This window comes from Idiomarina abyssalis (assembly GCF_019797805.1).
Taxonomy (GTDB): domain Bacteria; phylum Pseudomonadota; class Gammaproteobacteria; order Enterobacterales; family Alteromonadaceae; genus Idiomarina; species Idiomarina abyssalis.
This window is the reverse complement of record NZ_CP081832.1, coordinates 685,904-698,594: the sequence shown is the minus strand read 5'-3', so window position 1 is coordinate 698,594 and position 12,691 is coordinate 685,904. Positions and strand designations below refer to the sequence as shown.

The window sequence follows — 12,691 nt, the reverse complement described above, 5'->3', positions numbered from 1 at the left end:
TTCCTTAAAATCTGTAGTTAACGCTTAAACGGGCATGTCTAGGTTGCGACGGAAAAGCCAGGGTTGCACCAAAATAACCGCCTTCAAATACCGGCGACCAGTTGTCCTGATCGGTTGCATTAAACACGTCAATGCGGGCACTTAACTGCGGCGTAAACCGATACCGCGCGTTCAGGTTTAAGGTATGCTGATCACGTATAAATACGGTCTGCAGATAATCCAACGGATAATGCTTGGTATAGCTTAAGTCACCACCTACTGACCACTCAGGCGTAACCTGCCAGCCGGCAACAGCCGAAGCCTGCACTTCCGGAATACCCTGAAGCTGCTGATTAGAAGTCGGGAATAAAGTAAAGTTCGGAGAGCCTGCACCCGTACCTTCTATAATGTCGGGCCGTGAGTCATCAAACGCATCGGCTATCTGACCTGTTCCCTGTGAGGCTGCTGAGTCGTCCCAACGCGCATCAATATAGCTGGCGGCCAGAGTTAACCAGTAACCCGCTTCATGACTATAGTGCCACTGGGTCTCAAAACCCTCGGTGCGAATACCGCTGTTCGACCCATCACGATTCCGCAAACTGCGCTTTTGGTCAAAAAACACGGCGTCGGCGTACCAACGCGTATCACCCGGAGCGTACTTCACGCCCAGCTCGTAAAGCGAGTTCTCTGTCGCAAAGTTCTGCGCATCGATTTGGCCAGACGCATTCAATACAGTCCCTCCGGCCATTGAGTTCGACGTCGAGTCACTTTCATAAGCTGTAGCATAGAATATAAGCTCGGGCGTCCAGTTGTACTGTGTTGATAAACTAACGGCCGTCAACCAGTCGCTGTAGGTATCATTAGCAGCTTCAACGCCCTGCGGAGCTATTGGGTCTTCAGCTTCTACATCATAATAATCGGCTCGTACCCCACCCGTAATGCGCCATTTGTCTGTGATATCCAACTCGTGTTGAGCGAAAGCGCCCCATTGGTAACTGGTTGAATCTGTGGTGTCCGATAAATTGAAATCACCTGCACCATCACCATTAATATCGTACTGACTACCTGGTGATACAAATAACCCCGGGCGTAGCTCAATTAAGCGAGCTTGCTGCTCATCGGTTAAAGGAATTCGGCGGTTACTGACAGGCCCGGTTAAGTCGATAGGATTATCCGCCTCGGTCGTAAACTGGCTATAACCAAGTACGTCGTTAACTCGCAAATTCACACCCACCACTGTCTTCTTATTAATGTGAAGTTCGGTCCGATTTTCGAAGGTATGCGCGTCATCAATAATTTCGACAAAACTGTTCTGGTTAATGCCTTCTCGGGTTAAGTACTGATAGTAGGTACGGTTAACCAACACCATATCGTCGTTCAGCCAGTGCTGAAGTTTGGCATGCAATAATGTCGTCTCAGCAGTATTCGTGTCCAGAGGATCCGTCAGCGTGGTGCTGCGGTCAATTTCCACTTCTCCGGTGGGGCTGATAACCGCGCCGGCACCCGGAACCTGTGAACCATTTGGCTGAACGCCCTGCCCCGTAATGTACAGGTTATTGTCGATGAGATTCTGAGTTGGCCGGTTGATACCGGCATTATCTGTCCACTCTACGTCATAATACTCAAGCGAGACATCCAGCTGTGTATCATCGTTCGGGGCAAACTTGTACGCTAGCAGAATATCGTCACTGCGATGATGGTGGTAATCGTAAAAACTGTCTTCATCCACATACTCAGCGCTAATGCGCAGACCCTGTTCGTTTTCTTCTAACACCCAGTTGTGGTCAAGCTGCAAGCGTTGCTGACTCCACTCGCCAAACTGCGCTTTTAATGTCGAGTCTGACTCAGTCACACGAGCCGTTTTAGGCTGCAAATTCACAAAGCCGCCAACGCGCTGCGAAGTGCCAAGCATGACCGGCGGCGCGCCTTTAACCACAGCGATACTTTCAATGGCGTTAAATGACATAGGAACTCCCAGGCCATTATTCCCGGCCTGACGGCGCATACCTGCTTCATAGAGCTCGCCCAGCTGGCCCCGAAGTGTCGGTAATGACGGGCTACCAAAGCCCGCCGCAGCAAAACTATTTGGCGCAAAACGAGCAATGTCATGTAAGTCGTTAATTGCGGCTTCTTCCATTAACGAGCCACTAATTGCGGTGGCGGCGCGCGGAATATCCTGCAAGCTTTCAGCTAAGCCAAATAAGCCTTCGGTTGACTCTTCAGAGGGTAATACCACCCCTGAGTCATCGCGACCAATTACCTCTATCACTTCCATTGGCTTTTCTTGTGCAACCGCCGTTAAAGGTAATAAACCTAGCCACAACCACTTTTTCATTCTTGTTTTCCTTATTAACACTTTGTATTTGCCAAGTAGCACTAAAAACTTTTATTAGCCGCGCCAGTCGATTACGCCTTTCATTAACAATAAGATCGTTTTTCTCTCAATTAAGTCACCGGAAGTAAAAGCAAAGCTGCTAAATCTTTACTCCCAACTAGCATCAAGCATAATAGCCAGTATTAACTAATTGAATTGATAACGGAATGACAAAAACAACAGAACACACAACTCAAACAACGGAAGCCCTAAATGAACTGCTAGAGCAAGTAGCGCAGGGTACCGAACTCCACTTCGAGTCAGGCCTTTGCGGAGACTGGACTCTAATGGTCAAACGGCCGGAAAAAGTTGCGTTTCATGTTGTCACAAAAGGAGATTGCTGGTTTGGCTTTCCCGATTCTTCCGTCGCCCCTGTAAAGCTCAGTGCATCCGATATCATTTTCGTGAATAAAGGGGTTTCACACTTTTTGAGTGAGACTCAGATCCCATCCGATATCAATGAATCAGATATTCCCCAGTATTGTCAGCCCGACCATCAACAATATGGTGTTGTCTGCTACGATGTAAAATCGGCTCCGGGAGCAAATGACACGTTATTTCAACTACTGCCGCCCTGGCTCATTCTGAAGCAAGCAGACCAGTACCAGCAGTTGTCACATATTATCGAGATGATCAGATTTGAGACAACTCAACAAGCCCCCGGATACCATACCGTAATTAGTCGACTCAGTGACGTTCTTACTCTTAACCTGCTGCGGCAAGTTATTGATCAAGGCGAGTCTCTCAATGGACCTTTAGCGGCGCTCAATGATCGCCAGTTACGCTCGGTGGTTATTGCGATAATTGACGAACCCGGAGCAGACTGGTCAGTAGAACACCTGGCAGAACTCGCCTATTTGTCGGTCAGTGCATTTGCAGAACGGTGCATCAAGAAAACTGGCCTGACGCCCAAAAAACTCGTCGATCAGCTTCGACTACAAAGAGCGCGAATGTTACTCAATGGCTCGCAGCTACCGCTGGACTTAATTGCAGAGCAGCTCGGTTATCAGTCGGCAACCGCTTTTAGCCGTTTTTTCAAAAAGTATGCAGGTCTCTCTCCTGCGGATTATCGTCAAAACTATCACCCCTAGCTAACTCGCTTATAACTCACAACAGAAACACCTGTCTGTATGACTAAAACACTCAAGCTGACATCTGCCTTCTTTTATTTTTGAGCTTTTATTCTATATTGATACTCACCTATTCAATAAAACTCAAAACGTCAGGAGTAAAGTATGAGTGATTTTAAACGACACGACAAAGAGTCAGCGCCGGAGGAAAGTAAAAAGCTGCTAGAAGGCTCAGAGAAAGCTTTCGGTATGATTCCAAACTTGCACGCCGTTATGGCTGAAGCGCCCGGTATTCTCGAAGCCTACCAGCAAGTACACGAGCTTTTTGTGAATAGTAGCTTTGACGAAAACGAGTTAACCGTTGTTTGGCAAACCATTAATGTATTCAATGAATGCCATTACTGTGTTCCTGCCCATACCGCTATTGCCAAAAATATGGGCGCCGATGATTCAATAACAGAAAATATCAAAGCGGGTAAAGCTTTAGACGACGATAAGCTAGAGGCGTTACGCCAGTTTACCCTGGTAATGCTTAAGAAACGGGGAAACGCCAGTGAAAGTGAGCTTGAGTCCTTTTATGAAGCCGGTTACGGACAGCGTCAGGCATTGGAAGTGATCTTAGGTATTGCTCAGAAAACCATGAGTAACTTTACCAACCATATTGCACAGACGCCTATTGATGAACCCTTTAAGAAGTTTGCGTAGCCTGTTGTTACATTAGGTGAAGTGCAAAAACCAACAACGGAAACAACTATGAGCCAATCACTCGAACAAAAACTCCCGTGGGCGCTGCTTGCCCTGCGGGTTGGTATTTTCATTGTAATGTTTGTCTGGGCGTTAGATAAATTTGTAAACCCGGGACATACCGCCGCAGTATTCGAAGGTTTTTATGGTATCAGCGGATTATCAGCCACTTTGGCTGCAATTCTGGGTGGCCTTCAAATTGTATTATGTTTGACCTTTTTAGCCGGCCTATGGAAGAAAATAACCTACGGACTCATTTTGATTTTACACGCGGTATCGACTTTTTCTTCATTCCCGCAATACTTGGATGCCTTTAATAATCTTCTGTTTTTTGCTGCATGGCCTATGCTGGCAGCCTGTGTTGCGTTGTTTATACTGCGCGACTACGATACCAAACTCAGTCTTTAAGGTAGCCGCCAATGCGAATACTCGTATTTATTACAGGCGTTGTGTTTCAAATGGCTGCGTTCGCGCAGTCATTTGACCACTCGCATGAAAATTTTACTCAAGTGTTAGACAGGCATGTCGTAGTCTATGACAACAACTTAAAGTCTGCGGTTAACTACAATCAATTAGCTCAAAACAGTGAGCCGCTTAAAACCTATCTGGATGCACTTTCAGCCGTAGAAAAACCGATGTATCAAAGCTGGGCTAGCCAACAGCAGCTTGCGTTTTTAATCAACGCATACAACGGCTTTACTCTAAAACTTATCGTCGACAATATTGAGGAGTTTCGTTCAGGTGAAGCTGAGTCCATTCGCGATCTGGGTGGATTATTTTCTACACCGTGGGAAAAGTCTTTTTTCACGCTACTAGGAGAGAGGCGCACGCTGGACTGGGTTGAACATGAAAAAATTCGAGTCGACTTTGACGAACCACGAATACATGCCGCCTTAGTTTGTGCCGCTATCAGTTGCCCCAAACTTCGTGCTGAAGCCTTTTCAGCTGAAAACCTGAATACCCAGTTAGACGACCAAATGCTCACCTTTTTAAATGATCGTGACAAAAATGGTATTGATGACAAAGGCATTTATTTGTCTAAAATTTTTGACTGGTATCGAGACGACTTCAACGGACTTGAAGACTATCTTTTAGAATACATCAGTGCGCTTTCTGATGACCCCGCACAAAAGGAAAAAATGAAACAACAAAGCTTAGATATTCGCTTTGTTGACTACAACTGGACATTAAACAGTATAGATAATCGCTGACGTTTAAAAACTGTTAAATTCTCGTTGACCCAAAACCGGTATAGTGACGTAATATCAGTCAACATTATTAAGGGGATTGCTCTATGAAAGCGTTACACGGTTTGTTTATTGTTTTCGGGTTACTGTCTGTGGTGCTCCTTGCCATATCGGGGCCTTTATATAAAAGCGGCACTGCCGAGCTTGGAACGGCTTTTTTAATGCTCCGCTGGGCGGCCTATATTGGTGCAGCAACCTTTGTTCTTAATATTATTTGGTACTTAATTAGACGCCCACAGGGGCTTGTGGCAGGGCTTAGCGGTCTGGCAATTATTGCCGGCGGCTTTGCGTTCTATATGCCTTTCAGCCAGTACTTAAAAGCTCAGAACGTTCCCGCAATTCACGACATTACAACCGATACACAAAACCCACCGGAGTTTGTCGCTATTGCGCCATTGCGTGCTGACGCATCTAACCCGGCTGAATACGCTGGCGAAGATACCGCAAAACAACAACGCAAGGCTTACCCTGAACTCACAACTTATGAGTCGCTGGAGTCCCCGGATGAACTTTTTTCAGCCGCTTTATTAGCCGTTGATAAAATGGGATGGGAGTTAGTCGACAGCTCAGAAACCGAAGGGCGTATTGAGGCCACTGCCACTACCACCTGGTTTGGCTTTAAGGATGACGTTGTTATCCGGATTCGTGCTACAGCAGACGGCAGTGAGTTAGATATTCGCAGTAAGTCTCGTGTTGGACGCAGTGATGTTGGTAAAAACGCTGATCGTATCCGCGAATATTTATCTCAGCTAAAACCTGAGCTGCGATAATTTAACAGAATGGGCCTGGCGGATAACCGACAGGCCCAATGACTTCTATGGCGCTTTTCTAAGTAACGGCTGACCATCATTTTCATCTAACTGTCGTACAGCAGATTCAGGTAAAAACACCTGGGCAACGCTAGCAACTTTTTTAGAGTTAATGTCGACTAAACGCGTGTTAACCATTATGCCGTCACGATGTCTGGATAAAGTCCCCACCACAACATGAGAAATTGGCATGATCTCGTCCAGCTCCAGATAATCCCGACTTAGCGCAAAGTCACCGTTACTGGTAACGCGTATAAAGTCCGTTGTTTTAAAATCCATAACATTCCAGTTACGGCGATGCAGTTCCAGCATCAGTTGTTCTGACAGTACCTGACTCAAAGCTGAGCTCTCATCATACTGGCTGGTAACGCCAACCAAGTGCGTAACACCAACCTGTGCTTCTTCCAGTTTAATACTGGCGTTGTCTACTAATTGCTGCGCCAGCTCTGCGGTAAACTTGGCACTGCCCGGTTGCAGATAAACATCAGAGCTCTTTTCTTCGGCGTTATCATGCGCAACTGGCTGCTTAGCCGGTAAAACAGTGCAGGCTGTGGATAAAGTAAGTGTGAGTAATGTTGTTAAAAATACTTTCATTATCAAAACCTCTTAGTTGCGCTGCAAACGGCCATTGACCATTTCAGACTGTTTGTTAGGCCAATATAAATGCTTAGGAACGTAACGGTTCGCAGCAGCCAAAACCTGCTGATTTCTGCGGTCAATAATACGCAGGTTGACCATAGCACCACTGTCTTTACGTGAGAGTGTTCCCACCAGCATCCAGTCTAAGTTCGGGTTCTGATTTAGTGTCTCGGCGTCTCTGCTTAGTGCCAGAGCCCCTCTTTGACTTATGCTGATATAGTCTTGTGCTCTGAACTCAACTAACAGTATGTCGCGCTCTTCAAGATGTGCATATAGGCCCTCGCTCAACTGATGACTTAACTGATAGAGAGAGTCGCCATGCTCAGGTTGTTCGAGTGTTTCGGCTAAAACCAAACGAGTAATACCAAGTTGAGACATTGGGTAGGCTTTAATGTCAGCGTCCAGTTGGTCCGCTAACTGGGCCGCTAAATCATCTGCAATAGTCTCGTGTGGGTTTGAGACATGGGCCTGAGCACTGCTCGGAAAAAATAAAAACAGCGTGCTAAGCGCAATACTAGCGAGAAGCCGATAAACCATAACACTCACCTTAGTTAATTCAGTTCATGCTTTGTTATCGGCCAGTTTTAGCTAAGGTTTAGATATAATCCAGAGCGGCACTCCATACCGCTCTGGCTATTACAGTGACTATTCGCCAATGTGCTTATCAAGGAAGGTCAACATCCGAGTCCAACGCTCGATGTTGTTTTCCGGCTTATAAAAGCCATGCCCTTCGCTGTCTTTAAACATCCACTCATACGGGTGATCACGCTCTTCCAAAGCATCACGTAATGCGTACGCCTGCTTTGGTGGAACACGAACATCTTTACCGCCCTGAATGATAAATACAGGTACTTTTAACTTATTAACCAAATGAACCGGAGACTGAGCGTTACGCTCTTCTTCCGTATTAGGTAAAGCCATGTCCAGGTAGTTTAGGCCAGATTCTGTCTCAGGTATGTCACCTTCTTTAAACATCATATTCAGATCATAAACGCCAACAAAACCAATAGTACACTTGTATAAATCGGGTTCGCGTATCACGGTCATCAAAGCAGCATAACCACCGTACGAAGCACCGTACACACACATCCGATCCTTATCGACAATGCCCTCTTCTACAACGTGCATGACACCGTCTGTCATGTCGTTAATCATGGTCGTCCCCCAGTTTTTATAGCCCGACTGGAGAAATTCACGCCCATAACCACCTGAGCCTCGGAAGTTTGGCTGTAGTACCGCGTAACCATGCTCAGCAAGTACTTTAGCGTCAGGATTAAGTGCTGTCAGAGAATCTCGAGGTCCATGAGGGCCGCCATGAGGAAGCAGGATTAAGGGCAAATCTTCTGCCTTTTGGCCCTTTGGCAGAGTCAGTAATGCTTTTATTGTCAGTCCGTCGCGGGCTTTATAACTGATGATCTCAGTCTGCGGTATCTCTTCTTTATCAAGCCATGGCTTTGATTTAATGATCAAAGACAATGCGCGCTTTTCTGCATCAAATAAGTAAAACTCTCTCGGATGGTTAGCTGATGAAACAGACAAAACAATTTTAGAGTTATCTAAAGTTGCCGAGTTTATATTCACACTCGCATTAGGAAATGCGTTTGTCAGACTCTGTACAACTTTCGCGAAGTATTCATCCTCGATATCGGTAAAAAAGACAGTGTCTATATTATCGTATTCATAAGCTGCTCCAATAACCTCATTTGCGCGACCATTGCGAATGCTCATTATTGGCGAAAGATCGGTTTCGGGGTGTTCAGCCATTACGCTAATTTCACCTGTCGCCAGATTCATTGTTGTAAGGGCATTCGTATCCGTCACAACATCACTTAAACCCACAGCTGTTTTACCGTCAGGCAAAATATCAATTGGGAGAAAATTACCCTCTTTTTGACCAAAGCGAGCGACTTCCTTCCATTCTTTATTAGCACCCGGGCGGGTCATAATAACTTTTTCATTGGCCTTATGCGGTTCTTCCCCAGTAGCAAGACGAGTTACACCGTCATCATCTAGATAGACTTGAACATTCGTTCCCTCATAGCGACGAACTGGTATACGACCTTCTGATTTCACTCGCCCGCTGTCAACTTTCAAACGGTAAATATCGACATAGGGCTCACTCGCACTGTTTGACGTCGAGTAAATCATTACCTGATCAGGCTCATCAGGTAATAAATCAATAATTCGCGCGTATTGCTTCAAACCGTCAGAGCGCCAGCCGGTCAGAATCTTTTGATTTCCGCCATCGGCATCCATGGCAAAAATTTCTCCGGTGGCAAAAGGAGTTTCGTAAGAGCCGACTTCCCGTGCCATCGACATAACCAAGCGTTCATCACTAACCCAGTTAAAGTCACTAACAGATTCCTTTCCGCGCCCCTGAGTAACCGACAACACTTCCTGATTATTGACGTCCAGTACCGTTAAATTAATACTACCTTCCGGGGTGCGGGATGTTGCTGCTAAATAGTTACCCTGTGGAGATATTTTGATATTCATAAACTGAGCATGCTTTGCATAGTCTTCCAGAACACTCTTATCAGAAGTATCTGCAATAGCCTGAAGCGGCGCAAAACAAAGCAATAAGCATAGTATTTTTTTCATAACTAAACTCTTGAAGCTAAATCCAAAGAAAAAAGCCCCTCACGTATGAAGGGCTTTGATACTTCTTTTAACACTCTACGTTCCAGGTTTGAGTGCTAAAACTTAGAAGTTGTATGAAACGCTCGCGAATACACGACGACCCATATTATCGTACTGCGAATACAGCGTTGCGTTACCTACCGCTCTAACGTATGACGGAGATACCATTGGAGGCTCTTTATCAAATACGTTAGCAATACCAACAGTTACATCAAACGCGTCTGCAAATGTCATGTTACCTGACAGCGTGTGATAGAAAGTAGTTGGTGTTTCAGCTACGAAAGTAACTGGTTCGCCACGGTAAGTGGTTTCATTCGTGTCGCCATAGTACTCATAGTCATTCGTTTTATCGACATAACGAGCAGTCCAGGTCAGGCTCCAGTCATCACGTGAGAAGGTTGTTGTTAACAAACCAACGTGCTTCGGATAACCGATTTCACCAATGTACTGATCTGGTTCACTGTCAGAGAATAACTGATAACGTTGCTCGATTTGGTTCGTGTGCTCTAAGTTTACACGAAGACGACCGAAATCAAACTCATCTTGGTATGTAAGGTTTAAGTCAACACCACGAGTTCCCTGGCTTGCGATGTTTACGTAACCACCGTTAACCACGTCAACACCCCAGTCTCCGTCAGTACCGTCGTTACGAGTGAACAGGTCACACAACGGATCATTCGGGAAGTTTTCAGAGGTGTAGCACTCATTAAGGATTGAAGAACCGCCTAATGAAGCGATTTGACCACTGATATTAACGTCATAGTAATCGATTGATGCAGCAAAAGTATTTTCAGGGCTAGTCCATACTAAGCCAACACTTTCTGAAACCGAAGTCTCAGCTTCAAGATTACCTTCACCACCAGAAGTGATCAGAGTTGCTGAACTACTACCAGTACCATCATAGTCTAATGGAATGCCATCAGCCTGACAGTTCTGATAAATTTGTTCAGAAACCGTACCTTCGTCGTAGCGAGCGCCGTAGTTATAACAAGGGTCAACAGACATCTGACTTCCAAAACCTGTTTGTCCGGCAAGATACAGCTCAAACAAAGCAGGTGAACGGAAAGAAGTACCGCGCGACGCGCGAACACGCCAGTCGTCGTTAATTTCCCAGTTAAGGCCTAATTTAAAGGTTGTGTCACTGCCGTAAGTTGAAACGTCAGTCCAACGTGCTGAACCCGTAATATCAACTAACTGAGCGAAAGCTGCGTCAGCAATAACAGGAACTCGAACTTCACCAAAAATAGCGCGAGAGTTCTGTGAACCGGCTGTACGACTAGCGCTTGATAAGCCCCAAGAGTTACCGGTTGAGCTGTGAATACCAGGCTGGTCATCGATTTCGTCACGCTGATAAGACGCACCGAATGCAGCTCCAACTGGTCCCGCTGGCAAAGTGAATAAATCACCAGTGATGTAACCTTCTAAAGTTTGCTGCTTATAGATGGTTTCACCCATTTCATAACCAAACAAGAAGTTACGAACTTCGTCTGAAGGGTTACCATAAGCTAGCTGAGGGTCGCCCCAAGGTACATCAACACAAGTTTTACCAGAAATTGCAGTCACTTCGCCGTCACAGCTAGTACCATTTAAGGCATTCATCTGAGCCATTAACATAGAGTCACGGAAAATAACTTTGTTTCCGTATTCACCGCTGTTGTAACTGTTCTGGTAAGAAATATCCCAATCCCAGAAACCTAAGCTACCTTCTAGACCAGCAACCAAACGGCTGTAGTCAACAGTAACGTCAGAACCGTAATGATCGGTCAAGTGAACAGGCAGAGCAAATGCGTCACCTTCCCAGTCACCTGCTAAAGACTGAATTGGAAGATAGCCAACATCACCAGTCCAGAATTGACGGTAACCCTGAGTTTCGGTCTTACGCGAGCTGTGCATTAATTCGCCATACGCAACCATAGTATCGGTCAGGCTGTAATCACCTTGCAGATAGATAGATGCAGTTTTGGTTTCAGGAACCATGCTCTCTTTGTCAGTAAATGGGTGTTGTTTATCCCATAAACCGTCAGTTTCTTTACTGTATCCTACAAAGTAGAAGTCTTCTGGACCACGAAGGTCACCAGCACCGGTATAAGTATCATTGATACTGTCATAACCGTTTGAACCTAAGAAGCCGTCGTAATCGTAAAAGCCATAAGAACCGGCTGGTACGTTAGATGCACCGGCACTAGCTAACCATAAGCCGTAACCTGTATCGTTACAGTGGGCTTCACCTGTACGAGGATCGATCGGGTCAGCACTGCTACCATCTGGGTTAGAAAGGAAGCGCTTACTGCAACGATAGAAGTCACGGTCGCCACGTTTCAGTTCTTGCTGTACGTTGTAATCCACAACAACGCGGAAAGAGCCTTTGTCAAAGGTTTCACCAATTGACGCATTGATACGTTGACGCTCACCACCTGATTCCATCGGTTGGCTGATATCAACAGTAACTGACTTATCATCACCTTTCTTAGTAATGATGTTGATAACACCAGCGACAGCGTCAGAGCCGTAAAGTGATGATGCACCATCTTTAAGAACTTCAACACGCTCAATTGCCGAAATTGGCAACGCGTTCATATCAAATGCTGAAACCTGTCCACGAGTACCGGCAGGTCCTGCACGACGGCCATTTAAAAGAACCAACGTACGGTTAGCACCTAGGCCACGCATTGAAATGGTTTCTGCACCGGCGCCACCTGAAGTTACATAACCGACTGATAAAGCAGAAGTAATCTGACTTGAGCCAGCAGCAACCGTACTCGTGCGCAATAAATCGCCTAACGTAGCCAAACCTTGTTCTGTCGCTTCGTCAGCAGAAATAATATCGATAGGAGTTTCGTTAGCAAACGCGTCACTACGGATACGTGAGCCCGTAACCTGGATGCGTTCTGGTTGTTCTTCCTGAGCATTTTGCTCTTCAGCAACTTGCATAGCTTCACGCTCAACATTTTCTTGATCTTGAGCTAAAGCTGGCCCGGCTAAAAATGCCGAACCTACACCTGCCATCAAAATAGTTTTGATGGAACGTGCCAACAATGACTGTTCTGTCATGTTTAGTCTCCCTGAGTTTTCTTATTATCTAGTTGTATAATTTTATAAAGCCGCTGCAAGTAAATTTTTTATTAAAGCGGAATGTAAAGAAGACCACAAAATGAAAACAATGGCAACATGTTGTTAACAGAAAAAGTT

10 protein-coding genes are annotated in these 12,691 nt (G+C 45.7%); 5 read left to right on the top strand and 5 right to left on the bottom strand.

What is annotated here, in order from left to right; translation table 11 throughout:
- Positions 1–4: 4 nt before the first annotated feature.
- Complete coding sequence (locus K5X84_RS03230; protein ID WP_222236658.1) at positions 5–2,314, bottom strand: TonB-dependent receptor; 2,310 nt, start codon at positions 2,312–2,314, stop codon at positions 5–7.
- 206 nt (positions 2,315–2,520) lie between these two features.
- Between K5X84_RS03230 and K5X84_RS03225 the strand changes: the two genes are divergently transcribed.
- The 5 genes from K5X84_RS03225 (at position 2,521) to K5X84_RS03205 (ending at position 6,184) form a co-directional block, all read left to right on the top strand.
- Entirely contained in the window at positions 2,521–3,444 is a 924-nt protein-coding gene (locus K5X84_RS03225; protein ID WP_222236657.1) for an AraC family transcriptional regulator, read from the top strand.
- 144 nt (positions 3,445–3,588) lie between these two features.
- Complete coding sequence (locus K5X84_RS03220; protein WP_199495004.1) at positions 3,589–4,128, top strand: carboxymuconolactone decarboxylase family protein; 540 nt, start codon at positions 3,589–3,591, stop codon at positions 4,126–4,128.
- 48 nt (positions 4,129–4,176) lie between these two features.
- On the top strand, positions 4,177–4,575 hold the full coding sequence (locus K5X84_RS03215) for a hypothetical protein (RefSeq protein WP_222236656.1): 399 nt from the start codon (positions 4,177–4,179) through the stop codon (positions 4,573–4,575).
- Positions 4,576–4,586: 11 nt separating this feature from the next.
- Positions 4,587–5,378 carry a DUF547 domain-containing protein gene (locus tag K5X84_RS03210; protein WP_222236655.1) on the top strand — a complete coding sequence of 264 codons (792 nt, stop codon included), beginning with the start codon at positions 4,587–4,589 and terminating at the stop codon, positions 5,376–5,378.
- 83 nt (positions 5,379–5,461) lie between these two features.
- Positions 5,462–6,184, top strand: coding sequence for a DUF1499 domain-containing protein (locus K5X84_RS03205; RefSeq protein ID WP_222236654.1), 723 nt, complete (start codon positions 5,462–5,464; stop codon positions 6,182–6,184).
- A 45-nt stretch (positions 6,185–6,229) separates the two neighbouring features.
- Here K5X84_RS03205 and K5X84_RS03200 read toward each other — a convergent pair whose 3' ends face one another.
- From K5X84_RS03200 to K5X84_RS03185, 4 genes are all read right to left on the bottom strand, one after another.
- Positions 6,230–6,817, bottom strand: a complete 588-nt coding sequence (locus K5X84_RS03200; RefSeq protein ID WP_222236653.1) for a FlgO family outer membrane protein — start codon at positions 6,815–6,817, stop codon at positions 6,230–6,232.
- 12 nt (positions 6,818–6,829) lie between these two features.
- Positions 6,830–7,399: a FlgO family outer membrane protein gene (locus K5X84_RS03195; RefSeq protein ID WP_222236652.1), complete on the bottom strand. Its 570-nt coding sequence runs from the start codon at positions 7,397–7,399 to the stop codon at positions 6,830–6,832.
- Between the two features lie 108 nt (positions 7,400–7,507).
- On the bottom strand, positions 7,508–9,463 hold the full coding sequence (locus K5X84_RS03190; RefSeq protein WP_222236651.1) for a S9 family peptidase: 1,956 nt from the start codon (positions 9,461–9,463) through the stop codon (positions 7,508–7,510).
- 102 nt (positions 9,464–9,565) lie between these two features.
- The gene (locus K5X84_RS03185) at positions 9,566–12,553 is read right to left on the bottom strand and encodes a TonB-dependent receptor domain-containing protein (protein WP_222236650.1); all 2,988 of its coding nucleotides are present in this window, start codon (positions 12,551–12,553) and stop codon (positions 9,566–9,568) included.
- Positions 12,554–12,691 lie beyond the last annotated feature (138 nt).

Bases quoted from the DNA above. Each gene is read 5' to 3' on its own strand.
- K5X84_RS03200 (WP_222236653.1), bottom strand. From the start codon at position 6,817: ATGAAAGTATTTTTAACAACATTACTCACACTTACTTTATCCACAGCC.
- K5X84_RS03190 (WP_222236651.1), bottom strand. From the start codon at position 9,463: ATGAAAAAAATACTATGCTTATTGCTTTGTTTTGCGCCGCTTCAGGCT.
- K5X84_RS03205 (WP_222236654.1), top strand. From the start codon at position 5,462: ATGAAAGCGTTACACGGTTTGTTTATTGTTTTCGGGTTACTGTCTGTG.
- K5X84_RS03230 (WP_222236658.1), bottom strand. From the start codon at position 2,314: ATGAAAAAGTGGTTGTGGCTAGGTTTATTACCTTTAACGGCGGTTGCA.
- K5X84_RS03185 (WP_222236650.1), bottom strand. From the start codon at position 12,553: ATGACAGAACAGTCATTGTTGGCACGTTCCATCAAAACTATTTTGATG.
- K5X84_RS03210 (WP_222236655.1), top strand. From the start codon at position 4,587: ATGCGAATACTCGTATTTATTACAGGCGTTGTGTTTCAAATGGCTGCG.
- K5X84_RS03215 (WP_222236656.1), top strand. From the start codon at position 4,177: ATGAGCCAATCACTCGAACAAAAACTCCCGTGGGCGCTGCTTGCCCTG.
- K5X84_RS03195 (WP_222236652.1), bottom strand. From the start codon at position 7,399: ATGGTTTATCGGCTTCTCGCTAGTATTGCGCTTAGCACGCTGTTTTTA.
- K5X84_RS03225 (WP_222236657.1), top strand. From the start codon at position 2,521: ATGACAAAAACAACAGAACACACAACTCAAACAACGGAAGCCCTAAAT.
- K5X84_RS03220 (WP_199495004.1), top strand. From the start codon at position 3,589: ATGAGTGATTTTAAACGACACGACAAAGAGTCAGCGCCGGAGGAAAGT.